Below are 23602 nucleotides of genomic sequence, written 5' to 3' on the forward strand. Positions count from 1 at the left end.
TTTTGGGGAAGAGGAGGATGGGAGAATGGAGGAAAGGGAAGATGGAGGAAAAAATTGGCGTCGGATGCAGGAGACCCGACTGGGGTCACGTAGTGCGTTTTATGTATGCATGCTAGAAACAGCAAGCCGCTGCGCGGCCAATACTTAGCAATCGACGTTACTGTCAGAACGGCGCAAGATGCCGGAGGCATGTACTGTTTGTAGCAGCATGGGTCATAACACGACAAAAGGCCCCAGCGGGGCCTCCTGTTGCTATTACTCGCACTGTCACCATCCGCCATTCTCTCTTTCCTCCATCCTCCCTTCTCCCTCTAAATTCCCTGCCCGAAAGCCGGATTATTCTTGTCAAACCACAATCGCTGGCTATTCAGTGTGGTGGCGGTGCGGTCATTGGGCGTAAATCCCTGCTCTGTCTGCGCTTTGAGCCAGTTGACGTTGTTGGTGCCGAGCGGCGGCTCGTCGACCCAGTAGCGGCGCGGAATGACCTCGTTAAACGCGTCCCGCGGATAATAGGTGGAGCTGTTTTTGGGATAACCGGTCCTGCGCACGAACGTGAACGCTTCCGTGGGCAGGCGCATGAAGTTCAGGTATTCCTGAATGTAAATGCGTTCCAGGTTATTGATCCCGTTGAATTTTACCTGCGGCAGGGTAAGATAGGCGGCAATTTCGGCGTCCGCATTGGCTGATAAACCCGTAGTGGACAGTGCCGCTTGTGCAATGGAGTTCATTGTGCGCATCGACGATGCAATGCCTTTTTTATACCAGTCTTCGGCAGTACCCGTGATTTTCGAACCTGTTCCATAACCTTTTTGGATCAATTCAGCAATATAAAAGCAGCCTTCTGCACTCGTGATCATGTAATCCTGGAACGTCCCTTTTCCACCATTGCGGGTGGGGGCGAAGAATACCTTGTTGATTGTCGACATCACCACGTACTTATTGCTGCCTGCATTGAGCGGATTTTTGTAGTACTGCGCGACGGTCGGGTTGGTAGTCCAGTCGGACGGGCCACCCTGGAACCGGATCTGCGGATCGGCCGGATCGATGAATGCGGGTAATGCCTGATTATACTTTTTAAGCGTATCCAACGCATTTCTGGTCAGGTCATTAGGGCTGAAATAGATAGCCAGGCGTGGATCTTTGGTCTGTTTCAGAAATGTCATGATCGATTTCGTAGCGAAACGCGTGCTCCGATAATCCACATCGCCGCCGACAGGTCCCCAGTCCGGATCAAGATAGGCAAACTGGTCGGCATCTTCGACAATGGGACCGATGGGATTGTCGGCCACTTCCTTGTAAATCTGCTGTGTTTTGGCCTTATCCTGGCCCTCATAGCGCAATGCGATGCGCAATTTGAGGGTATTGGCGGCTTTCACCCACTTCACCCAGTCGCTGTGGTAGATAATGTCCGCATTACCGAAGCCTTCCTGGTCTTCCGAACTGGCGCTCAGAGCGGCAATCGCGTCGTTCAGTTCGGCCAGCCAGGTGTCATATAGCGTCTTTTGCGTATCGTATTCGGGCGTATAATTCTGTTCGTCACGGGCTTTAACGGCTTGGGTGTAAGGTATCGAGCCATTCATGTCCGTCACTCGTAGCCCGTGCAGGACGCCCACTACGTATGTGGCGGCGCGCATATTCCGGAAGCGCTCCTTATCCGATTTCATGTCGATTTGCTTGCGAATCTCCACCAGATTAGGCAGGATATTGGCGTAGTAAGCCGAATACCGGGAATTGATATTGGTCGAAAGCTCATAGGGATCGGTGGTAAGGTGTTGCGAAAAACGCAGGAGCTGTTCCAGGTTTTCCCAGACCCATTCGGTTCCCTGGTAAGATTCGAGGCTGTTGAGCGAGTGGGTGAAAAGGAACTTGGGATCGGGCGTGATGACAATGCTCGGATCGGTATTAATATCGCCGAAATCTTTCTCGCAGGAGGTTGCCCACAGCAGGCCGGTGGCGAGAACGGTACCGGCGGCGCATTTGATTAGTATATTTTTCATTTGGAATTTCTTTGAAAATGGCTGAACAAAAAACGGTTGCATCAGAATGCCGCACGGAGGGTAACGCTCAGGGCGCGGGTCATCGGCGGTATAAAACCGACTTCCTTCTGCACCGCCGTACTGTTCGAGAAGTTTGATGCAGGATTGAAGTTCAACGGCAATGTGTTGTAGAGGTAAAGCAAATCGCGTCCTACGAGGTTGACCGACAATGCATTGAGCTTGATTTTCTCGCAGAGCGATTGCGGAAACTGATAGCTGAGCGACACCTGACGCAGCGAAATCCATGAGTTTTCCGAAATCCAGTAATCGCCCACTGCCGTTGAGAAGGATCCGTAGCGGTAATTGTACTGCGGTAAATGCGTGGGTTCAACCAGCCCCTTTTCGTAAGCCTCCCTGAAAGTCATCCCGCCGACGTTCACGTTCGAGCCATCGGGTTGCGTGATGGTCTGTCCTGCCGCAAAAACGCCCTCGGGCAAAATACCGTCGTCATAGGTTTTACCATCAAACTTGCTTTGAAACACGATTCCGCCGTGATCCGCGTCGCGGCCTTGCAGCGAGTTTTTGAAAATACCAGTGTGCGTACCATAGCGGAGCGAGGTGATAATCATATCCCCGCCAATTTTGGCATCGAACAGCACATTCAGTGATAACCGTTTATAAGAGAATGTGTTATCCCATCCGCCGCGGAATTTGGCATTGATATCACCTACATCTTTCCATTCATTGCTGCGCGCGGGGAAAGCCGCACGCGCGTCGCCGCGCCAGGAGAGGATCGGCAGGCCGTTGCGCGGATCGTTCGCATCGGTACCCTGGAAACGTGCCGCGGCAATTTTGGTGCGGATCACACCGTAAGTACCGCCCACTTTGGCATAGGGGATCAGGTCGTTGCCGCCCCCTGATTCGTCGGCCAGGGCGTAGTACTCGCGGTTACCGTACAACTCGATGATTTTGTTTCGGTTACGGGAAAATGTTATCGTACTGTTCCAGGAAAAGGCACCGATTTTAACCGGTGTTGCATCAAGCGCGATCTCGATACCGGTGTTCTGGATATTTCCTGCGTTGATCAGAATACTGTTCACGCCGGTCTCTATGGCCGCAGAAATAGGGATCGGCTGGTTACGGGAATTATCGCGGTATACCGATAGATCGAGCCCGAGGCGGTTATTCAGTACTTTCACTTCCAAACCGATTTCTTTGGCGATTTTGCGCAACGGCTTGATATTGGTCTGCAAAGTCGATTGAGCGCTGAATGTGGACAGCGCCTGGTCGCCGAAGCCGCCTGCATTGGTGTAGCCCCCGAATTTGAAGCCGGGATTGAGCAGGAACGGCTCGATATCACCACCCAATGCGGCCAGGTTCCCTCTCAGCTTTCCATAGCTGAGCCAGTTGGGCAGCGAAGAATGGAATGACTGCGTAAAAATCCAGGACAAACTGGCGGAAGGATAATTGTAAAAGTTGTTTCCCGAACCATTGGAATAGGTAAGCGCCGATGACCAGTCGCCGCGCCAGGTAGTTTGCAGGAAAAGTTGCTCGCGCCACGCGAAGTCAGCGCTAGCATACAATGACTTATAAGAACGACGTGTTTTGATCCCGCCTTCCGACTTTTGCGATTGTACCGAGTTGGCGAGGAAGAAGTTGCCGGGATACGACAGCCCGCCTACCGTTTCGGCATTGTTGAACGACAGGCTGTACTGCTGCGATTCTCCACCGACGTAGCCATTGAAATCCAGGTCTTTGGTAATGGGTTTGTTAAAAATGGCGAGCCATTTCATGAAATTCGTTTGCTTGGTCGAGTGCCCGAGCGCGTAGCGGCCGCCTGTGAAGTTTACGCCCTGGCCGAGTTCCTTGATTTCGCTTTTGGTGTACAGGTTATTGAAATTACCTTCTATCTGCAATTTGAGCCAGTCGGTAACGGTAGCGGTCAGTGCTAGGCGCCCGCGTACCATTTGTTCCCGCTGGCTGTAATTGTTTTCGAAGATATTGAACCAGTAATCGGCGCCGGGCACTAAATTGGGCTCATTCACGTCGCTCACGTTCCGCAAACCTCCTTTGTAGCCGAGGTAATTCTGGCGTTGCATCCAGTATTTGGTATCGTAGTTGCGCGGGAAAATCCAGATGTAGTTGTTCAGACTGAGTGAAGGCGGGTTGGTGCCTTCGGTGGTGGTGTAGTCGGCAGTGACGTCGGCTACGAGGAATTTGTTCAGGTTTTGGGTTGCGCGCAGGTTGAATGCATTCTTGTCGAGGTTGTTTTTGAAATTGATCCCCCGGCTGTCGACGCGGTTATAGGAAAACCGGAACGTCGAGCGTTCATTGCCGCCGTCGATCGCCACGTTTGTCAGGCTACCTTTCCCGGTCTGGAATGCATCCAGGTAATTGTTGGGATAGGCCTGGTATGTGGTCATTTTACCGTCGTAATCAACCACTTGCTGGCCTGCGAATCGCGGGCCCCAGTTTTCGAGTTCGCGATTCATTTGCCGGTCGATGTATGGTTGGCCCTGGGCATTGGTAGGGAATACCTTGGTCGTCCAGCTTTCGTCCGGCTTGTAATTCGGGTCACGGGTATCGGTGAAAAATGCGCCTACCGTGCCGCCGCCGTACTCGTTCTGAAAATCGGGGCCGCGATAGGGCTTCTGCATATTGAACGTCTGCGAAACGCTCACGCCGATGCCTTTTCGCTGTGTGCCTTTTTTGGTCGTGATCAGAATCACCCCGTTGATCGCCCGTGTGCCGTACAATGCGGCCGCGGCGGAGCCTTTCAGCACCGAAACACTCTCGAAATCCTCCATATTGAGGTTTTTGAGGGAGTTACCGAAATCACGGGGGCCGCTGCTGCCGTCATATACATCGTTGTCGAGGATCACGCCATCAACGACGAAAATGGGCTGATTATTGACGCCGAGCGTAGAGTTACCACGGATCAGGATTTTGGTGTTACCCATAAGCCCGCCGGCGCCCTGGTCGATCTGCACGCCGGGGATACGTCCCTGCAATGCGCTGATGGGGCTCAGCTCGTTTGTGGCGGCCATTTTCGCACCGGCGATTTCCGAAACGGTGTATCCCAGCTGCTTTTTCTCACGCTTAACACCCAACGCAGTTACGACCACTTCATTCAGCTGCTGGTTATCCTCTTTCAGGACCACGTTGATCACGCTCTGGTTATTGACTTGTATTTCCTGTTTTTCAAAACCGACGAATGAGAAAACCAGCGTTCCGCCGGAGGGTGCATTGATCGCATATTCGCCCGTAGCGTTGGACGTAGTGCCATTGTTGGTGCCTTTTACGAGGATGGATATTCCCACGAGCGCCGAGTTGTCCGAAGCGGAAATGACGGTTCCGGTAACTCTCACATTTTGTGCATGGAGCGTGAAACAACTCCCAAGAATGAGGCACAGCAGGCGTAATAAATACGTGCTGTACAGAAGGTACATTTTCTTCATACAAAAGAGATTTTAGAGGTACGAGCAGTTATTGTCATTGCGTAGAATAGATTCCAGGCTAGTAGAAACTCTACGCAGTAACGAAGTTGATAAATTAATAAGATTTTTTATTAATCTATCTGTATTTATTTATCTTTTTAAAAGATGAAGACGGCGCGGGAACGTTGCATCGCGGCGGGAATACTTTAAAAGTAGGGAATGCCCGGTATGGACTGTCAACACAGAAAGTATCAAACATGTAAAATGAATGATACTGTATTTTATTATAAAATGTATTAAAAGTATAATGCTTTTAATATGAATAAATAGCATTAAAATTATGTTACTTTTAATACAAGTAATTTATATTCTAAGTATATATAGTATATAGCATGCTAAACAAATATCCCGTAACATTCATAAAAATGTTACGGGATATTTGTTTGATTAATAGTTATTTAAGGACTGTCAGCCCTCCTTTGTAAGAGCGTTTGGTATACTGTATGAAGAAGTAGTAGTAACCGCCGGAGATCTTGTCGGGGCACCAGTTATCGGGCCTTACCCTGGAATAATAGATTTGTTTGCCCCACCGGTTAAACACGCTAATGTCTTTGAAATAATCATCGCAATTGTCGGCCGGCAGTTCGTCAAACACAAGGCAGTCGTTTTTGCCGTCGCCATTAGGGGTGATCACATTCGGGAACTCGGGGAATGGGGTAGAGCCATTGTCCTTGATGGTGACCTTCACTGTGGTGGTGTCGGTGGCCGCAGCGCAGCTTTTATCCTGGGTAACGAAGTCGACGAGGAAGGTCTGTTCGGGCTGGCCGTTGAGCACGGCGCATTCAGGATTCCAGGCATAAGGAGAAGTGACCGATTTTACGCCTGTTTTAGCCTCGAAAATCATTCCGGCATCCTTCATATCAAATCCGCGCCCAGCGGCCGTAAGAACAATCATATTGGTGTCGGGGTCGCTTGCCAGTACATCGAAGTTAATACCGGATGAGCTGCCGATCTGGTAAGTGATTTCCTGGACGGGCAGGGAAGTTTTTACAGATGGCGCCCGGTTTGGCGATTCATCGACGATGAAATATACCGGCTTCGAAACGGGCATCGGATTGCCTTCGCAGCGCATATCTTCTACCTTGAAATCCACGGCCAGGGTGTCGCCTTTCTTAGCATTGCAAGGAGGGATCCAGGTGAACTTCTGCTGTACGGTGGCCTGGCCGCTGGCAGGCTTGAAATCCATTCCCATGTCGGCCATATTGAAATCCTGACCGCGACCCGAAAGAGCCAGGTTATCCTTGTCCGGGTCTTTTCCATACACATCGAACGTCACGGGTACACCCGCGGTCACATGTACGTAGTCGCTCGCGAGGGAGGTCGTCACGGTGGGTGCATTATTGCCGCTGCTCTCGCGGCGAATGTAGATATTCAACGTGTCGGTCAGCGGAAAGGGGCAACTACCGTCCTGCGCAATGAGCTGGATCTTGATCGGGCGGTTATCGTACGTGACGAAACAATCTTCGAGGCAAATCTGGAATTTGAGTGTGTCGTTCGGCACCTTGGTGGTGAATTGGGCAGGCAGCAGCGTAAAATAGTCTTTCGAATTGTTCACTGCATGGCCGTCGACGGCCACAACCTGGTTGACGGTCGGGTCTGTCACCATTACTTCAAAACACTCCGGGTCGCCTTTTTTGATCGTGATGATCTCGTTTTCAGTATAGTAGGTATTCTTCCCTTTGGGTTTAAACAGCAACTTAGGCGGGTCCATTTTGGGGCAGTCCACCACTTTAAGCTGGAAATCACGCGTGAGCATCCCGATTTTAACGCCGTTGCGGTATTCTTCTACCTGCACTGCAAACACATATAAGCCGACGGAACCGGCTGTCACAGACAGCATTCCTGTCGACTTGTTTACTTTCAATGGATCGGGACCCGGAATCATATTACTGACCGAAATGCCGTCGATCCACGTCAGTCGCGGATAGTTGGAAGAGCCCCGGGCAGGAGCACTTGGATTGGCCTTGTCGGCATAGCCCTGCATGGGTGTGATGAGCGAATACACCAGGCTGTCGCCATCGGAGTCGGTGCCCCCGAAATTGAACTGAAAAGGTGAGTTTACACAGGCATAGTCACCCTGAATTTCCGGAAAAACGGGGGAAGAGTTCTTGAAATTAGCATTATTCTTGAAGAGCGGCGGAAACTCGAGATAGAAGAGGCTTCCCGCGTCACCAGGTGCCTGAATGTTCGTAATCGTCCCGTTGCGGCAACACCGGTCCCACACCATGTAATAGCCTTGCGGATCGTCAAAGTCAGTGGGAATGATGCGTACGGCGGCGCTGTAAGTGATCTGCCAGGTTTGAAGTGTCGAGATTCCGCAGAGCGGGTTTGCGTAGTTGACCGATTTTCGTTCTATTTTTGGGGCTTCAAGAGAGCCCATGAGCACATTGTCGCGCTTTCTGAATACATAAATCGTGACGAACGGGTCCTCTGCGCCGGGATTACCATTGAGGGCATCGAAATACATCGTAAGGCCCATGTTGTAATTGTACCGGGGATCCTGGGTTTGCGTGATGAAGAGCTGCCCGCCGACGATGTGTGTAGCGCTGGCGTCGCAAATGGCAAACAGCATCAGAATAAATAAGATGAACCGTTTTTTCATGAGAATGATGCGGCAGTAAAATTGATCCGATAGGATGTTGGGATTAGTAATTAAAACAGGAAATAATGTCTAAGAGTAACAAGTACGAATACGTTGAAATTACCGATTTTGCGGCAGAAGGCAAATGTATATTTAAATCGGAAGACGGCGTAATCTTTGTGGAAGGTAATGTGGCTCCCGGTGACATCGTCGATCTTCAAGTCGTTCGCACCAAGAAAAAGTTGAAGGAAGCCATTGTTACGAAAATCCATTCACAATCGGCTTTACGTACAGAACCCTATTGCGAACATTTCGGAGTGTGCGGGGGCTGTAAGTGGCAGCATATCAGCTACGAACATCAGCTCAGGTTCAAAAGGCAGCAGGTAGTGGATCATTTTGAAAGGATCGGAAAGATCAGGAATGTTGAGATTAACGAGATTATCGCTGCCCCTAAGACCGAATACTATCGCAATAAGTTGGAATTTACTTTCTCGAATTGGCGCTGGCTGACGAAAGAGCAACTCGATTCGGGACAACCTTTTACCAAAACCGCTTTGGGGTTTCACGTGCCGAAGCGTTTTGATAAAATATTCACCGTAGATCATTGCCATCTCCAACCTGACCCGTCGAATGCGATCCGGAACTCGCTGCACCGATTTTCGGAGAAAAAAGGGTATCCTTATTACGACGTACGTTTTAATGTAGGCGTCATGCGTAACGTGATCATCCGTACAGCCAATTCTGGCGACGTGATGGTGATCGTGCAGTTCGGCGAGCAAAACGATGAAATTATCGCGGAAGTGATGGAATTTATGCATCAAAACCATCCGGAAATCACTTCACTGAACTATATCGTAAACCTGAAAGGGAATGACTCATACCAGGACCAGGAAGTGATCCATTACGCTGGTGAAAAGGTAATTCGCGAAACGATGGAGGACCTGACGTTCCTCGTAGGGCCGAAATCGTTCTACCAGACTAACTCGGAGCAGGCATACAAGCTGTTCAGCGTCGCGCGAGATTATGCGCAGCTTACGGGAAATGAATCGGTCTATGACCTTTATACCGGCACCGGTACCATCGCCAACTTCGTAGCCCGCAATGCGAAGAAAGTGGTAGGGGTGGAATACGTGGAAGCAGCCGTGCAGGACGCCCGCATTAACTCAGAGCTGAACGGCATTACGAACACTTCGTTCTTCGCGGGCGATATGCGTGCGATCATGAACGAGGGCTTCCTGCACACGCACGGGCGCCCTGACGTGATCATTACCGATCCGCCACGCGCGGGAATGGACGTGCCGGTGATTGAAACAATCCTGAAAGCCGCTCCTGAACGCGTCGTGTATGTGAGCTGCAACACGGCCACGCAGGCGCGCGATTTGGCATTAATGTCCGAGGACTACGAGGTGACGCGCGTACAGCCGGTAGACATGTTCCCGAATACACACCATGTCGAAAATGTGGCGTTGTTGGTAAGACGTAGCTAAGGGGAATGGTCAAGTGTAGTCAGGTGTTGTCATGAATAGTCAGGTGTAGTCGGGGATTGAGAGAAAACGTGTTGTCAGGCATAGTCAAGTATTGTCATGTACTGTTCCACTTGGTTCTTCTCCAACAATCTTGCTACACCTGACTACTCTTCACCACAGCTGACAATACATGACCACACTTGACCAGACTTGACCGCAAAATGACCCCACCTGACGATGCATTACTTATTCGGATCCCGGTATTTATAGTAAGTCCAAACCGAGTCGGCGGCAGGGTCGTAATCACCGTTCATCACTTCGCTGGTTACAAGGGCGAATTTCTCTTTTTCGAATTCGTTCAACGTGATTCTGATAGTCCTCCTCTTGAATGCGGAATCTACGCCGTCGTAAATGGCATTGGCGAGCTTCTGCTTGCCATACCAGTTGTAAAAGTCGAGTCTATATACGACTGACGTCACTTTCCCGTTATCCTCCACGATCAGCGTATCCCCGCTTTTGAAAGTCAATGTGCGGGTATGAATTTGGTCGTAATACACTGTCGTTTTGGATTTGGCGTGGTAAGTATGATCCGCTTCATATTGAGAATTGAAGGTCATGCCGGACACGATGGCGATTTCCCGGGGACTGCATGCTAATACGATGGCGAATATCAGCCCGACCAGTACGTTAATTTTTCTCATCATTTCCTCATTCCGTAGGTTACATTCAGTGCTGTGTCATAATTTTGTCCATTTCCTACGAAGTTTCCCAGGGCGTACCAGTTATCATCCGATCCTTTCCAGCCCCAGTTCAAGTAGTACAAATTGTATGTCCACGCCATACAGGTTGCCGCACCGTAGAGCTCTACGACGCCATGCAGAATGGTTTCCTGAATGCCTGCGATTACCCAGATGTGCCAGTTGTTAAAGCCAAGAAACTGATTTGTGCCATCCGTGATTACCGGACGGCCGCTCGTTAACTCTGTTCTGACGTCATTGTAAACATTACCGAATGCTGACCTTTTGCCAGCATTCGAATAGCCGGCTGCCTGAAATGCGCTTTTGATATTTTCGCGCCAGGTTACGGTGTTGCAGCCAAAGTTGCTATAGTCGGAGCCGGCATACATTCCAGCGACGCGGATCATATTGGCAATCTGTTGATCAGCCGTATTTGCGGACGTACAATTGGCTGTCGAAATTGAATTGTTTAAAGGAAAGTTGTAGTTGGTTACGGGCCCAGGCGCAATGGAGTAAGTCGCGGGTTTCTGATTACAGCTGGCATTCCAGACCTGAGCAATCGCGACCGCGCCACAACCGGCGTTTGCCGTTGGACAACCATCGCAATTCTTTGAGGGACAATACATACTGTATGCCTTTGATGACCCCCAATGCGAGTTAATCAATGTCCCGCTGCTGTAATAAGTATCCGGCGGGCAATTCGTCGGATCGATAGGGTCTTCGTTGTTCGCTCGGCTGCCTGTGAGTGAATTACCTTCTGCTAGCCTGCGCCACATCAGTTCAACCCCCTTTTCCGGCGTGGCAACGTCCTTTTTGCCAGCTGCTATTTCGGCTTTTGCGTGCTCGATCCAGATGCGTGGACCGGGATTTCCGCCGTCGGGGTTGAATGTGCCGCTGTCGCCTTTAGCGAGGATGGGGATTACCCGCTTGTCGCCTGCGATGATGACGAAACCGGCGTCGGGGCGGGCGTCTGATTCAAAATGCACGATGTGCATTAATGGGTTACCCTCGTCGTCGTTCAAGGTGCGGATGCTTTTGATGCGTTTCGTAGTCCCGGTAGCAGCGGCAGAGGTTCTGGAGGTGGCGTCTGACGGGGTTGATAGTCCTGCCAGCGCCAGTTTTTGCGCTTCTTTTGCCGTGATAACCAGTGAGTTCGAATGCGTGGGCACATCAGGCGAGGGAGAATTGATTTCCTGCCTGCATTGAATGAGGGCGCAGAGCGCCAGAACGGTAATGAGAAGTTTGCATGAAGTTTTTTCCATTTGGATAGTCTGTTTAGAATGATGACTATCCAAATGAATTAACTTAGTGAAGCGGTTACACAATCCTTTAACCAAGCGGTAACTGGAGAATGTGCAAACGGTAATTTTTTGCCGATTATCTTAAAACGGCGGCTCGCTATCGGGGCCTTTGTAATCGAAATTGCTCAGATCATTGGCCCGGCTGCGGAGTGTTCCGCCCATGGGAGGTGCGGTAGGTTTGGCCTGGCTTTCGAATGAGGATATCGGATTTGAGGTCTGGATCGGGCGGTCGATCGAGAATGGAGCAGGCGTAAAACCTGAATCGAGGTCGGCGAATTTGGTGTATTTACCAATAAAGCGAAGTTGGATCGTATCCAGCGAACCCGCACGGTTTTTAGCCAGAATTACCTCACCTACACCTGCTACCGAGTTACCTGCTTCATCTTCTGTAATGCCATAATATTCAGGACGATATAAAAATATTACCATGTCCGCATCCTGCTCAATCGAGCCGGATTCCCTCAAATCGGAGAGCTGCGGACGCTTTTCACCGCCCCGCGTTTCAACGGCCCGGCTCAGCTGTGACAGGGCAATTACCGGCACGTCGAGTTCTTTCGCCAGGTTTTTTAATGATCGCGAGATCATCGCGATTTCTTGTTCACGGTTACCCGGGCTTTTCCCGCCGGTATCGCCGGTCATCAGCTGCAAGTAGTCGATTACGATCATCTGAATGTCGTGCTGGGCTTTCAAACGGCGGCATTTGGCACGCAGTTCAAGTACCGAAAGGGCAGGGGTATCGTCAATATAAATGGGGGCATTGGTGAGCCGGTGAATGCGGTGGTGCAATTGCTCCCATTCGTGCGGTGCGAGGCTTCCTTTACGGATTTTTTCACTATCAATCTCAGCCTCAGCGGATATCAAACGATTGACAAGCTGTACCGACGACATCTCTAGAGAGAATATCGCCACCGGAATATTGAAATCCACCGCCGCATTCCGGAGGGAGGATACGACGAACGCGGTTTTACCCATACCGGGGCGAGCCGCGAGGATCATCAATTCCGTCTTCTGCCAGCCGGAAGTCAGCCTGTCGAGTGCACTGAAACCGGATGGTACCCCGGTGAGACCGTCCTTGTTATTCTTTTTCTGGTCGAGTTCGGCCAGTGCCTGGCGCATGAGCGCGCCCATGTCGGCGTAATTTTTCTTGATATTGGACTCTGAAATCGCGAAAAGCGATTGTTCCGTTTTGTCGAGCAACCGGAACACGTCGGTCGTATCTTCGTAGGCCTCGCGCTGAATCTCAGACGATACTTTGATGAGCTCCCGTTTGATATAAGCCTGTGAGATAATGCGGGCGTGGAATTCGATGTTGGCCGCGGAGTTGACCTTGCTCGTCAGCTCCATGATGTACGATGCCCCGCCGACCATTTCGAGTTCTCCGGTACTGCGCAATTTGGCCGTCACCGTCAGCATATCGATGGGTTCCGAGTCAGCGAAGAGCGTGACGATCGCGCTGTAAATACGCACATGCGACTCCTTATAAAAGCTATCCGGACGGAGGATATCCGCGACCGCCGTGAGGGCATCCTTTTCGATCATCAGCGCGCCCAGGACCGCCTCTTCCATATCGATGGCCTGTGGGGGTAATTTGCTGAAAATCTGATCGTTGGATGGCGTTCTCGGAGTGAAAGCCCGCTTCGTACCGTTGCCGGTTTTGGAGCCACTCCTGGGGTAGTTATTAGATGCCTTTTCGTTTTCCATATTAAGACAAAGTTAATCATTGGAGGCCTTCAACGAAAGCGGCGACGGGGAGTTTTGGCGCAATAATTTTTTTTCTGCCACACGACTTTTTTGTCCGTGTCTGATAATGAAAGACTTGGTCCGGAAACGCTGATTTTTTCGTCCGGGATTTGGGCGGTTAATTGTTTTTTCGACGATTATGTTTTACAAATGTTGGTTATTATTACTAAATTTTACAAACAATAGAGAAACATTAAACACTGATTCATTTGCTGGAAAAAATCATCACACTCGAAGACGTATCCATGGTCGATTTTCTGGGCATTCACAATTCGAATATCAAGGAAGTTGCCGCCGCTTTCCCCGAAAGTAAAATCATCTCACGCGGAAACGAGATCCGCATTCAGGGGACTGCCCCCGAAATTATCCGAATCACAGACGTAATCGACTCGCTTCTGGCACATTACCAGAAGTATGGAAAAATAACCAACGACAATGTCAAAGGCTACCTGAACGGCATCGCTAAAATGCCGGCAGCCACCGGCGAGGACGACGATGACGTAATCCTCTACGGCAACAAGGGGCTTGTCGTAAAAGCCAAAACACCCAATCAGAAGCTTCTTGTCGAACAGGCCGGCAAATATGACCTCGTGTTTGCGATTGGTCCGGCCGGTACCGGAAAAACCTACACTGCCGTGGCCATAGCCGTGAGGGCATTGAAAAACAAGGAAGTACGGAAAATTATCATTACACGCCCTGCTGTGGAAGCGGGCGAAAACCTGGGTTTTTTGCCGGGTGACCTGAAAGAGAAGATCGATCCGTACCTGCGCCCGATCTACGACGCGCTTGATGATATGATCGCGCCGGAAAAACTGAAATTGTACCTGGAAAGCCGGGTTATCGAAATCGCGCCGCTTGCCTACATGCGGGGGCGTACGCTGAACAATGCATTCATTCTGCTCGATGAGGCCCAGAATACCACCCCGATGCAAATGAAGATGTTCCTGACCCGGATGGGCCCGAGCTCCAAGGCGATCATTACCGGTGATAAGTCGCAGATCGACCTTCCGAAGAACCTTAAATCGGGTCTGATCGATTCTCTGACAGTTTTGAAGGGCATTAAAGGGATCAGTTTTGTAGAACTGGATGGTTCTGACGTGGTGCGGCACCGTTTGGTGAAGGACATTCTTGCTGCGTATGAAAAATCGGAGAAATAGCCTGTTGCTGGCCGGCCTCTTGCTGGTTTCTGTGCTCGGAAGAGCACAGGACTCACTCGTTACGCGCTGCGCCAGCACGGAACGCGACTCAGTACGGCTATTGAAAAACCCGGCCCTGAGGAACCTGCGGATCCGATCGGAGCAGGCGATCCAGGATTACGTACGCTCTGCTGCGGGTGCACGTACGAGCGCGAGCGAGGTGATCACGATTCCGGTGGTGGTGCATGTTGTTCATAACCGGGCCGATAATGTGATCGGTGGGGCGGGGAACGGGAACATCTCCGATGCTCAGATCCAGAGCCAGATCGACGTGCTGAACGAGGACTATGGTAATACATCCGGCTACAAAGGCTTTTATACCGATTCACTGGCTGTCGATACAGGCATTCGTTTCAGATTGGTGTCGGTGGTGCGTACTTATAACGCGACTTCACAGTTCAGCCCGATTACCGATGCGGATGACCTCGCAAATATCTCACCTGCCTGGTTTACAAACCGTTACCTTAATATTTGGGTCACCCGGCTGAATGACCGCTATTTGGGAACTTCCCAATTTCCCGTTGTAACGGAGCTTAACAATCGCACCGCAGGTCTCGCCACTTCCGAAAACACTGAAACCGATGCATTGACGGACGGAGTTATCATTGATTTCCGTTATTTCGGACGTAATTCCGACGCGATCACGAGCCGGATCTATAACCTCGGCCGGACCACCACGCACGAGGTGGGGCATTGGTTGGGCCTGATCCACATTTGGGGCGATAGCACCTGCGGCACCGATTACTGCGATGATACGCCAACGGCCAATACTAAAAACGAGACTACGGATGTCTCGTGCTCGCCGGTCTATTCGCAATGCAGTGGTACGGCCGTGACACGTAATATGATCGAAAATTACATGGATTACTCGCCCGATGTTTGCATGAGCATTTTTACGAATGACCAGAAGGAGCGGATGCATGCGGTGCTCGCGTTAAGCCCCAGGCGAGCGAAAATGGTAGAGTATTCGAAGATTTCGACGAATGAATTACTGGTTGAAATTTACCCTAATCCGGTCCGGGAAACTTTGACTACCAACATCTTTACACCGAATTTCGAAAATTACACGGTGTCCGTTTACAATCAAAAGGGCCAGAAAGTGACGGAGGATACCGTCAACCGTACTTATCTCAACGTTAAAAACTTTCCAAGCGGTTTGTACTATTACAAGGTAACGACTGCTAATAAGACTATCACGAAACGTTTTGTTGTACGATAAACATCCATGCTATCACGCGCTCCGTTTGTCAGCGTAGTAACATTCCTTGCAACCGGCATATTGGCGGGCGACGCATTGCGTACAACCGGCGGTGTGCCGGTTGTTTTTGTTTTAACGGCATTGGCCCTGGTGAGCCTCGGATGTATCTTATTGTACCGGTTTGGCCGTCAGACCGCCTTTGCTGTCGCGTTGGCGGTGTGGCTGTTTTTGCTCGGAGCCGGAGTCAAAATAAGGGTTGAAGCGGAAAAGGATGCTCAAATTGCTTCGCTTGATGTATTGGAATACACCACTTATACTGCCGAAGTATCGACTATACCCGAAAAACGCAGTAATTCCATTCGTTTTGAGGTTCGTACCAAACAATTCGGCTTGAAAAATCAATGGGTTAATTACCCTGTGAAAGCATTGATTTACCTGCCGGATAGCCTCTCTGACATTCCACAAGCCGGAGACCTGCTGCTGGTGAACGGGCGGTTGGAGCGTCCTGCTGCACCGGCAAATCCCGAACAGTTTGACTATGCGGGGTATTTGCGCAACAGGGGCATTCTCTTTACCGCATTTGTGAACGATCGTTCGTACAAACTGATTCCAGCGGGTTCCCGTACGGATCCTTCTTACTGGCCGGAAGCAATATCGGAATGGGCGGATGGTCAGTTTCGCACCTATGTGAGCGATTCCGCCGCGTATGGGCTTGTTAAGGCCATGTTGCTGGGCCGGCGCGACGACCTTGGAGCCGAGCAGGTGAGCGATTATGTGATCTCAGGTACCGTGCATATTCTTTCCGTTTCGGGAATGCACGTAGCGATTATTTTTCTGGCTATCAGCATGTCCTTCGGCTGGGTGAAGCGCTGGCGGTTCGGTAAATGGATTTATCTGATTTTGATGGCTTCATTGCTCAATTTTTATGCGTTAGTGACGGGTTTACCGCCCTCTGTGCAGCGCGCCGCGCTGATGTGCATGGTACTGGTTGTCGCGGAAGTCGCTGAACGAAAGCATAATCCCATGAATACGCTGGCATTTTCGGCTCTCATCATCCTGCTGTTGGACCCGTGCGCATTGTATGATGTCGGATTTCAACTGTCGTATCTGGCGATGGCGGGCATTTTTTTGTTTTACGAGCCTGTTTACGGCATTTTGAGACCTGGAAACCGCGTTTTTAAATTTATCTGGCAGGTTACGGCATTGGCATTCTCGGCACAGATCGCGACATTTCCGCTCGGTATTTTCTATTTTCATCAATTCCCGACCTATTTCTGGCTTGTCAACCCGCTCGTTGTCGCGTTTACGAATATCCTGCTGCCTGCGGCACTGGTAATGCTGCTGATCGGTCTTACGGGAATTTCGTGGCTGGGTTGGTTAACAGGACAATTAGTAACTTTCTCGGCGAAGCTAACCGATTGGTCGGCGTCGGTTCCGCGGATGCTGCCGGGGCATTTGCTGGAAAATTTGCATTTGAACAAATTGGAGGTCGCTTTGCTGTACTTGCTCTTTTTTGCGATCTGGTATGCCTGGTTTGCCCGTTCACTGAGCTGGTTAAAAGTATCGGTTGCAGGAGCGGTTCTTTTTGCAACTGTTTCAATAGCAGGAAGTTTGAGTGTATATTGGAATGCTGATCCGGTGATTTTCCAGGTTCCAAAACATCAGGTATTGAGCTTTAAAACAGGAAACAAGCTTTACCTTTTAAGCGATAAGTCGTTTACGGAGGATATCCGTGCATTTGATTTCAATGTAAAGAACTATGCGGTAAACCATGAAATTCAGCAAATCATCCGCATTACTGCACCGTAAACGCTACTGCACGGAATAGAGCGCTTCGATCTGCTGCGCGATTTTTTTATCCCACGCGGCTTGTGCGCCGGCATTCAGGCCGTGTCCTGTTTCCCCGTCGTATTGCTCCTGGTCCCGGTTCATTTCCCGGAATGCTTCCAAAAACTGGTATTGGATCTCGCTATCGTAGTCTGCAATGGTCAATTCGGCCTTTCTGAGGCGCTCTTTAAACTTCTCGACAACGAGCCTCGTGATATCGAAATGGATCTGTTCGTGACGCAATGTGCCCGCATTACGCGACTCCGGCCGGCCCCACGACATGCTTTTAACCATGAATATCTTCAAACCGATTTCAACTACCAGATCGTCGTCTTTCGGGTAGGAGCGCCCCTCGTAACCAAAACTGGTAAATACTGCCGCGGCATACCGGCTGCCGGGTTTTGCACTTTTGACCTTGAAATCGTCCCAGATCAGCGGGCGTTTTGGCGAATAGAAAACCGTGTCCTCGGAGGCTGTGTTGTTAATTTCCCTGAATGTCAGTATCAGATTGCGCACCAACGCCGGCGTTTTACCCGCATTGGAAACCATCCATTTCTGAAAATGGACTAATGCCTGGTCTACAAGTTGTTTGATCAATTTGTCGTGGGTGAACGCAGTCTCGGGCCTGGTATAATTAGCTGCCGTTTGATAACCGGTAAGCTCCACCGGTTGCATGTCGCGGTACCATCTAAACCGCACATTCAGACGGACTTCCCCCGTGACCCGGTTTGGTCCTACACGCTTTTCATTGACGGACAACTCCTTAATGGTAATGTAAAGCGGTAAATGCGATTGCTCCTTCTTCGGTGCCAGGTACGACCAGTAGGAGAATAGCTCATTTTCCGCTTTCCCGGCCAGAACCGCTGGAATTTCCTTGCCCAACGCGATCACTTTGCCCAACGCAGCCCCGGGTTGCGGGCGCTGGTCTTCGACGTTCTGAATGAAGAATTTATAGGATTTGAAAAGGCCTTCGGGATCTTTGGAAAGGGTAACAACCGACCTGTCCTGCTGCGCAAAAAGCGGGTTAACGAACATGGTCAGAACAAAAAGAAGGGCAATGCTTCGGGTCATACTTTTCAAACTGCGTTGAATCCAGCCGTCATTTCCCTAATTTTGTACCCTTAATTTTGGATGGAAAAGAGAATGACAATACCTACAACGAATTTGCGGCCGGAATTTGATGACATTTACATGGACCTGGCAAAAAATCTTGCCAAACGTTCACATTGCATAAAAGCGCAGGTCGGTGCGGTGCTAACGAAGGATACGCGGATTATTTCAATTGGCTACAATGGCCCCCCCGCGGGCACGCATAACTGCGATGAAGAATTTCCAGGGGTAGGATGCCCGCGCGATGCGAAAGGAAGCTGTTCCCTGGCCTTGCATGCCGAACAGAATGCCATTCTTTTTGCCGTGAAAAACGGTTCAAATATCGAAGGATCGACGCTTTTCGTCACGCTGGCGCCCTGCATTGCCTGCGCCCGGGTGATTTACACGATGAAGATTAAAAAAGTGATTTTTCTGCATTCCTATGCGGCCTATAAAGGTATTGCCGTCGAAGAAGGCGTGGAATTCCTGAGAAGGTTTGGCGTGGAAGTGGAGCAGTATAAGGGAATGACTGAATGACTGAATGATTGAGTGATTGAATGACCGAATAATGTCTATTCAATCATTCAATCATTCAGTCATTCAAAATTATTAATGGTGATGCACCCCGCCGACCCCGTGTACATGCCCATGGTCGAGCTCGTCACGTGTGGCCGCGCGTACGCTGAGGATTTTGCCTGCAAAATGCATTTCCTTGCCCGCGAGCGGGTGGTTGAAATTCATAATTACCACGTCGTCGTGGATCTCGACAATCTGGCCGTGAAGTCTTTCACCATCTTCATTCGTCATAGGGATAATGTTGCCCACTTGCAGCAACTCGTTTTCGTCTACCTCGCTGTTTTGGAAGACCGATTTAGGCAGGTCTACGACCGCTTCTTCATCATATTCGCCATAACCCTCCTCGGGAGCTACAGTAAATTCAAAAGCATCACCGGCCGACAGGCCTTCGATCTGATTTTCGAAACCTTCCGGCAAACCGCTGATACCGTGGATAAAATACATCGGGTCGTTTTCGGTGACCACTTCCACCACATCCGTTTCACCTTCCGAGTCCGGAATGCTGAGGCTATATGTGAGCGCTACAACGCTATTTTTTTCGACTTTCATTTGCTAGTTTGATTAAAATGATGGTTGTTGTAAAAGAATTGTTCCCCGGAAAAGTATGGGAACAAACGTACGGGAATTTTGTCAAAATGTCATTTAGATGAATTTTTTAGCGCATATTTTGCTATCAGGGGAGAATGAAGGAGTGATGATGGGCAATTATGTCGGGGATTTCATTAAAGGGCGTTTGAGCGATGAAAAAACCGCAACCTGGAACCCCGATTATGTGCTCGGGTTAAAACTGCACCGTTTTATCGATTCGTTTACGGATACACATCCCGAAGTCCTGGAAGCCAAAGATGTAGCGGCCGTTACCCAGGGGAAACTGGCAGGTATTGTGATGGATATTTACTTCGATTACTTCCTGGCCAAAAACTTCGAGCATTATCATAAGGAACCTCTTTTTATATACGCCCACCGGATGTATTCGGTTATTGAAAGGAACGAGCACCTGATCCCGGAAACGATGGTGCCTATGGTACGCTCGATGATCCGTCAGGACTGGCTGAATACGTATGCCACACTGGAAGGTATCGATACCACATTTCACAGGCTTTCACGCCGTGCTGCGTTTTTAGCGCCTATTTCCACGGCTGTGAGCGATTTGCGGGCGAATGAGGAGTTTTATTACACGAAATTCCTGTCTTTTTTTCCGGAACTGCGCCGGCAGGCTGGTCAATTTATCGCTGAAAACGCGGCATAAATCGGCGCGGATCGGTAAATTTGGTGTCCGGACTCCATTCAGGTCCCAATCTGCAAATCCATGGCACAAACACCCGATATTATCCTTAAAGAGCTCAGAAGCAAGAAGTTCCGTCCTCTGTATTTTCTGCATGGAGATGAACCTTACTACATTGATTTGATTGCAGAAGAACTTGAAAACAAGGTGGTTCCGGAATCTGAGCGGGGTTTTAACCAATTTGTACTTTACGGGAAAGATACCGATGTAGCCGGCGTGTTGAGCTATGCGCGCCGCTTTCCGTTCATGGCCGAGCGTCAGCTGGTGTTGGTGAAAGAAGCGCACCGCCTGAACGGAATCGAGCAAAAGGAACAGCAGCAGCGCCTCGAAGATTATGCACTAAATCCTGTTCCGAGCACGGTGCTGGTATTTTGTTACCACGCCAATGCCGACGAGCGGAAATCTTACTTGAAAGCCTGCAATGCCAATGGGGTGGTGGTGCAATCCAAAAAGATGTACGACAACAAGCTGCCCGACTGGGTGGGCGCATTCTGCCAGCAAGAGGGTGTAAAAATCAGTCCAAAGGCGGTTCAAATGCTCGTCGATAACATTGGTAACGACCTGAAACGGCTTTCAAACGAGATCCGGAAGATCATGGTGAACCTGCGGGTAGACGAAGGTATCGATGCCGCGGCGGTCGAGAAGTTTGTCGGGATCAGTAAGGAATACAATGTATTTGAATTTCAAAAGGCGTTAATGCATCGCGATGTGCTGAAAGCGAATCAGATAGCCGCTTTTTTTGCATCTAATTCGAAAGATAATCCGCTGGCTCCGGTGTTGATCATCCTGTTTGGGTTTTTCTCCAAACTGCTCCTCACGCATGCAGCGCGCGACAAATCGGAAAAGGGGCTGGCAGCCGAACTGGGTGTCAATCCGTATTTTGTTAAAGATTATCTGCTGGCCGCACGAAATTACCCGATGGGTAAGGTGGTCAATATTATCCATTACCTGCGCGAATGCGACGGGCGTTTGAAAGGCCTCGACGGCACCAGCGTTCCCGAAGGAGAGCTACTGCGGGAACTCGTTTTCAAGATCGTGCATTAATCCGCAAGATTCAGGTTTGAAGCGGGAGCCCCGCACGGTACTTTCATTTATGGATTCACAACAAACGATTCTCATTCCTGTCCCGCCGCTTTTCAGTTTCGAGGAATGCCTGTGGTTTCTCAACCGCAATTATGATGACTGTCTTCATTTAGTGACTGAGAATGCAGTTTTTAAAGCGATTGCGACGCCCTACGGCGATGTGCTTTTCCGGGTAAGCGAACAAGGTAATTTTGTAAAAATTGATGTGCTGAAAGGAGCTTCAAATTCGGAATGCCGTGATTTTGTTACAGCTTACGTCCGCGAATGGTTCGATATGGACCGCGATATCAACCCGTTTTACACGCATTTAAAGCAGGACAATCGTCTGGCCTATATGACGGAAGATTTCTCCGGCTTGCGGCTGATGGGGATTGTGGACATGTTTGAAGCACTTTGCTGGTCGATTATCGGTCAGCAGATTAACCTTACATTCGCGTACAAAATGAAACGGCGTTTGGTGGAGCGTTACGGTCGGCATATCGAATGGAACAATCAGGTTTTCCATATTTTTCCTGAACCGGAGGTGTTGGCAGATGCAGACGTGAGTGTACTGAGGGAAATGCAGTTTTCACAGAAAAAGGCAGAGTACGTGATCGGCGTAGCCCGTGCGTTTGTCGACGGCACACTAAGCCGTTCGCTAATTGATGCGTTGCCAGATTTCGAGTCGCGGCAGAAGGTTTTGGTGGCGCACAAGGGGATTGGAATCTGGACCGCCAACTATGTGCTCATGAAGTCGTTCCGAGCGCCGGAGGGCATCCCGCACGGTGATGTCGGTCTTTTGAATGCGTTGGCCGGGCACGGTATCATTGCCGAACGTAGTGAAAAGAACAAGATCGAAGCCTTTTTTCAAGACTATGCTGGCTGGAAAACCTACGTTACGTTCTATCTGTGGCGCAGCCTTGCTGTGAAGCCGCTAGCCTGATTTCCATTTCAAATAGGCCTCGCGCATGCAATGCCCGCATGGGCGGTACCCATGTGCGCGAGCGTCGTGCTCGTCCGCGAAGAATACCCGGTTGCTGCGCTTCATCCGCTTTCCCGAACCGCAAGATAATAATCCGTAGATTTTCAGATTGCGATTGCCGCCCATTGTGATTTCGCCCTTATCGATCATTCGCTTCAATTCGCGGCTGGTTGCGAAGCCCCCGGGGCCTATTTCGTTGTGGCTGATCATTGTTGATCTGTATTCATTATCATAGATATGTGCTGTATATCAGCTCAACGCATCATGAAAAATGATGCCCAACGTGTAACGTTGCCCGTTATGCACTTCACTCACACCATGCTTCATATTGACGCGGTAGTATCCCTTACTTCCTTTTACAGGCCTGAAATTCGTGGTAAAAAGCAACGCATCTCCCTTTCGGGGCTTCATAACGATGGCTTTTGATTGGGCACGGGGAATTTGCTCAGTCATGACAAATTCGCCGCCGGTATAGTCCAGGTCGGGTTCGTTGAGGAACAATACCATTTGAATCGGGAAAAATAGCTCGCCATAGAGGTCCTGGTGAAGGGTATTGTGGCCGCCTTGGCCGTATTTAAGGATCAATACCGTTGGTTTTGTCTGTTGCTGAGCCCGGCATAGTTCTTGAAAATCTTCAAAATCAGTAGGGTAGGGATGCCCTAGTTTCAATACTTCCATCCACTGGTTGGCGACGGGTACCAGTTTGGGAAATATGCTTTCACGAAGCCGCTGAATAATCGGTGGTAACGGGTAGGAGAAGTATTTGTATTCGCCCAGCCCGAAGCGGTATCGTTCCATGACGATCGTTTTGCGATAATGCGCCGGGTTATCGTATTGCGCAATCAGTTCGTCGCATTCGCGGGCATTGAGGACTTTGGTAAGTTGCGCATAGCCGCGCTGATGTAGGTTTTCGCGGATTGAAGGCCAGTCAAGGTTTTCGATGTTGATCATAACAAAGCGGTAATTTTTGAATTTATTAAACCAAAATTACCCTGCCAAAAAGCCTCTGGAAACCCGATTCTTGCGTAGTTAAAGCGAATGGCGCGAAGGTCTGCCTTCGTGACTAATTATTCGCAGGCCTTCGGCCGG

General features: G+C 50.0%; 18 protein-coding genes. 8 read left to right on the plus strand and 10 right to left on the minus strand.

Annotated elements, in window-relative coordinates; genetic code table 11:
• Nucleotides 1-311: 311 nt before the first annotated feature.
• The 3 genes from ACQ4MZ_RS21570 to ACQ4MZ_RS21580 form a co-directional block, all read right to left on the minus strand.
• A complete protein-coding gene (locus tag ACQ4MZ_RS21570) occupies nucleotides 312-1997 on the minus strand; it encodes a SusD/RagB family nutrient-binding outer membrane lipoprotein (protein ID WP_430848364.1) in 1686 nt (561 codons plus the stop codon).
• Between the two features lie 41 nt (nucleotides 1998-2038).
• Entirely contained in the window at nucleotides 2039-5434 is a 3396-nt protein-coding gene (locus ACQ4MZ_RS21575; RefSeq protein ID WP_430848366.1) for a SusC/RagA family TonB-linked outer membrane protein, read from the minus strand.
• 433 nt (nucleotides 5435-5867) lie between these two features.
• Nucleotides 5868-8075 carry a gliding motility-associated C-terminal domain-containing protein gene (locus ACQ4MZ_RS21580; protein ID WP_430848368.1) on the minus strand — a complete coding sequence of 736 codons (2208 nt, stop codon included), beginning with the start codon at nucleotides 8073-8075 and terminating at the stop codon, nucleotides 5868-5870.
• A gap of 65 nt (nucleotides 8076-8140) precedes the next feature.
• On the opposite strand from ACQ4MZ_RS21580, the gene rlmD reads away from it, so the two are divergent.
• Nucleotides 8141-9541: a 23S rRNA (uracil(1939)-C(5))-methyltransferase RlmD gene (rlmD, locus tag ACQ4MZ_RS21585; RefSeq protein ID WP_430848370.1), complete on the plus strand. Its 1401-nt coding sequence runs from the start codon at nucleotides 8141-8143 to the stop codon at nucleotides 9539-9541.
• A gap of 221 nt (nucleotides 9542-9762) precedes the next feature.
• On the opposite strand, the gene ACQ4MZ_RS21590 is transcribed toward rlmD, so the two are convergent.
• The 3 genes from ACQ4MZ_RS21590 to dnaB form a co-directional block, all read right to left on the minus strand.
• Nucleotides 9763-10224, minus strand: coding sequence for a hypothetical protein (locus tag ACQ4MZ_RS21590; protein ID WP_430848372.1), 462 nt, complete (start codon nucleotides 10222-10224; stop codon nucleotides 9763-9765).
• Nucleotides 10221-11519, minus strand: a complete 1299-nt coding sequence (locus ACQ4MZ_RS21595) for a C10 family peptidase (protein ID WP_430848374.1) — start codon at nucleotides 11517-11519, stop codon at nucleotides 10221-10223. Before ACQ4MZ_RS21595 ends, ACQ4MZ_RS21590 begins: the two co-directional genes overlap by 4 nt.
• Nucleotides 11520-11639: 120 nt before the next feature.
• Nucleotides 11640-13259, minus strand: a complete 1620-nt coding sequence (gene dnaB, locus ACQ4MZ_RS21600; RefSeq protein WP_430848376.1) for a replicative DNA helicase — start codon at nucleotides 13257-13259, stop codon at nucleotides 11640-11642.
• Nucleotides 13260-13507: 248 nt separating this feature from the next.
• Here dnaB and ACQ4MZ_RS21605 point away from each other — a divergent pair, with 248 nt between their 5' ends.
• From ACQ4MZ_RS21605 to ACQ4MZ_RS21615, 3 genes are read left to right on the plus strand one after another with little or no spacing between them, the layout of a single operon-like run.
• On the plus strand, nucleotides 13508-14455 hold the full coding sequence (locus tag ACQ4MZ_RS21605) for a PhoH family protein (protein WP_223409580.1): 948 nt from the start codon (nucleotides 13508-13510) through the stop codon (nucleotides 14453-14455).
• Complete coding sequence (locus ACQ4MZ_RS21610) at nucleotides 14436-15713, plus strand: T9SS type A sorting domain-containing protein (protein WP_430848378.1); 1278 nt, start codon at nucleotides 14436-14438, stop codon at nucleotides 15711-15713. The genes ACQ4MZ_RS21605 and ACQ4MZ_RS21610 overlap by 20 nt, the downstream gene beginning before the upstream one ends.
• 6 nt (nucleotides 15714-15719) lie before the next feature.
• Nucleotides 15720-17501 carry a ComEC/Rec2 family competence protein gene (locus ACQ4MZ_RS21615; RefSeq protein ID WP_430848380.1) on the plus strand — a complete coding sequence of 594 codons (1782 nt, stop codon included), beginning with the start codon at nucleotides 15720-15722 and terminating at the stop codon, nucleotides 17499-17501.
• Nucleotides 17502-17504: 3 nt separating this feature from the next.
• Here ACQ4MZ_RS21615 and ACQ4MZ_RS21620 read toward each other — a convergent pair whose 3' ends face one another.
• Nucleotides 17505-18590 (minus strand): DUF922 domain-containing protein, encoded by a 1086-nt coding sequence (locus tag ACQ4MZ_RS21620; protein ID WP_430848382.1) that lies wholly within the window; start codon nucleotides 18588-18590, stop codon nucleotides 17505-17507.
• Between the two features lie 72 nt (nucleotides 18591-18662).
• Between ACQ4MZ_RS21620 and ACQ4MZ_RS21625 the strand changes: the two genes are divergently transcribed.
• The gene (locus ACQ4MZ_RS21625) at nucleotides 18663-19145 is read left to right on the plus strand and encodes a deoxycytidylate deaminase (protein WP_430848596.1); all 483 of its coding nucleotides are present in this window, start codon (nucleotides 18663-18665) and stop codon (nucleotides 19143-19145) included.
• Nucleotides 19146-19217: 72 nt separating this feature from the next.
• Here ACQ4MZ_RS21625 and ACQ4MZ_RS21630 read toward each other — a convergent pair whose 3' ends face one another.
• The gene (locus tag ACQ4MZ_RS21630; RefSeq protein WP_430848384.1) at nucleotides 19218-19733 is read right to left on the minus strand and encodes an FKBP-type peptidyl-prolyl cis-trans isomerase; all 516 of its coding nucleotides are present in this window, start codon (nucleotides 19731-19733) and stop codon (nucleotides 19218-19220) included.
• Nucleotides 19734-19830: 97 nt separating this feature from the next.
• On the opposite strand from ACQ4MZ_RS21630, the gene ACQ4MZ_RS21635 reads away from it, so the two are divergent.
• From ACQ4MZ_RS21635 to ACQ4MZ_RS21645, 3 genes are read left to right on the plus strand one after another with little or no spacing between them, the layout of a single operon-like run.
• A complete protein-coding gene (locus ACQ4MZ_RS21635; protein ID WP_430848386.1) occupies nucleotides 19831-20433 on the plus strand; it encodes an ACP phosphodiesterase in 603 nt (200 codons plus the stop codon).
• A 60-nt stretch (nucleotides 20434-20493) separates the two neighbouring features.
• Nucleotides 20494-21513 (plus strand): DNA polymerase III subunit delta, encoded by a 1020-nt coding sequence (gene holA / locus ACQ4MZ_RS21640; protein ID WP_430848388.1) that lies wholly within the window; start codon nucleotides 20494-20496, stop codon nucleotides 21511-21513.
• Between the two features lie 49 nt (nucleotides 21514-21562).
• Entirely contained in the window at nucleotides 21563-22474 is a 912-nt protein-coding gene (locus ACQ4MZ_RS21645; RefSeq protein ID WP_430848390.1) for a DNA-3-methyladenine glycosylase family protein, read from the plus strand.
• On the opposite strand, the gene ACQ4MZ_RS21650 is transcribed toward ACQ4MZ_RS21645, so the two are convergent.
• Together ACQ4MZ_RS21650 and ACQ4MZ_RS21655 are read right to left on the minus strand one after the other, a co-directional pair.
• The gene (locus ACQ4MZ_RS21650) at nucleotides 22466-22723 is read right to left on the minus strand and encodes an Ada metal-binding domain-containing protein (RefSeq protein WP_430848392.1); all 258 of its coding nucleotides are present in this window, start codon (nucleotides 22721-22723) and stop codon (nucleotides 22466-22468) included. The two genes, ACQ4MZ_RS21645 and ACQ4MZ_RS21650, sit on opposite strands and share 9 nt — an antisense overlap.
• Nucleotides 22724-22762: 39 nt before the next feature.
• Entirely contained in the window at nucleotides 22763-23464 is a 702-nt protein-coding gene (locus ACQ4MZ_RS21655; protein WP_430848394.1) for a 2OG-Fe(II) oxygenase, read from the minus strand.
• Nucleotides 23465-23602 lie beyond the last annotated feature (138 nt).

The sequence above is a fragment of the Dyadobacter sp. BHUBP1 genome (genome assembly GCF_050587785.1).
In the GTDB taxonomy this organism is placed as follows: domain Bacteria; phylum Bacteroidota; class Bacteroidia; order Cytophagales; family Spirosomataceae; genus Dyadobacter.

Excerpts from the sequence above, each read along its gene's own strand:
- ACQ4MZ_RS21650 (WP_430848392.1), bottom strand. The coding sequence starts at position 22,723 with ATGATCAGCCACAACGAAATAGGCCCCGGGGGCTTCGCAACCAGCCGC.
- ACQ4MZ_RS21620 (WP_430848382.1), bottom strand. The coding sequence starts at position 18,590 with ATGACCCGAAGCATTGCCCTTCTTTTTGTTCTGACCATGTTCGTTAAC.
- ACQ4MZ_RS21635 (WP_430848386.1), top strand. The coding sequence starts at position 19,831 with ATGAATTTTTTAGCGCATATTTTGCTATCAGGGGAGAATGAAGGAGTG.
- ACQ4MZ_RS21610 (WP_430848378.1), top strand. The coding sequence starts at position 14,436 with ATGAAAAATCGGAGAAATAGCCTGTTGCTGGCCGGCCTCTTGCTGGTT.
- ACQ4MZ_RS21580 (WP_430848368.1), bottom strand. The coding sequence starts at position 8,075 with ATGAAAAAACGGTTCATCTTATTTATTCTGATGCTGTTTGCCATTTGC.
- ACQ4MZ_RS21630 (WP_430848384.1), bottom strand. The coding sequence starts at position 19,733 with ATGAAAGTCGAAAAAAATAGCGTTGTAGCGCTCACATATAGCCTCAGC.
- ACQ4MZ_RS21570 (WP_430848364.1), bottom strand. The coding sequence starts at position 1,997 with ATGAAAAATATACTAATCAAATGCGCCGCCGGTACCGTTCTCGCCACC.
- ACQ4MZ_RS21595 (WP_430848374.1), bottom strand. The coding sequence starts at position 11,519 with ATGGAAAAAACTTCATGCAAACTTCTCATTACCGTTCTGGCGCTCTGC.
- dnaB (WP_430848376.1), bottom strand. The coding sequence starts at position 13,259 with ATGGAAAACGAAAAGGCATCTAATAACTACCCCAGGAGTGGCTCCAAA.
- ACQ4MZ_RS21655 (WP_430848394.1), bottom strand. The coding sequence starts at position 23,464 with ATGATCAACATCGAAAACCTTGACTGGCCTTCAATCCGCGAAAACCTA.
- ACQ4MZ_RS21575 (WP_430848366.1), bottom strand. The coding sequence starts at position 5,434 with ATGAAGAAAATGTACCTTCTGTACAGCACGTATTTATTACGCCTGCTG.
- rlmD (WP_430848370.1), top strand. The coding sequence starts at position 8,141 with ATGTCTAAGAGTAACAAGTACGAATACGTTGAAATTACCGATTTTGCG.
- ACQ4MZ_RS21615 (WP_430848380.1), top strand. The coding sequence starts at position 15,720 with ATGCTATCACGCGCTCCGTTTGTCAGCGTAGTAACATTCCTTGCAACC.
- ACQ4MZ_RS21625 (WP_430848596.1), top strand. The coding sequence starts at position 18,663 with ATGACAATACCTACAACGAATTTGCGGCCGGAATTTGATGACATTTAC.
- ACQ4MZ_RS21645 (WP_430848390.1), top strand. The coding sequence starts at position 21,563 with ATGGATTCACAACAAACGATTCTCATTCCTGTCCCGCCGCTTTTCAGT.
- holA (WP_430848388.1), top strand. The coding sequence starts at position 20,494 with ATGGCACAAACACCCGATATTATCCTTAAAGAGCTCAGAAGCAAGAAG.
- ACQ4MZ_RS21590 (WP_430848372.1), bottom strand. The coding sequence starts at position 10,224 with ATGATGAGAAAAATTAACGTACTGGTCGGGCTGATATTCGCCATCGTA.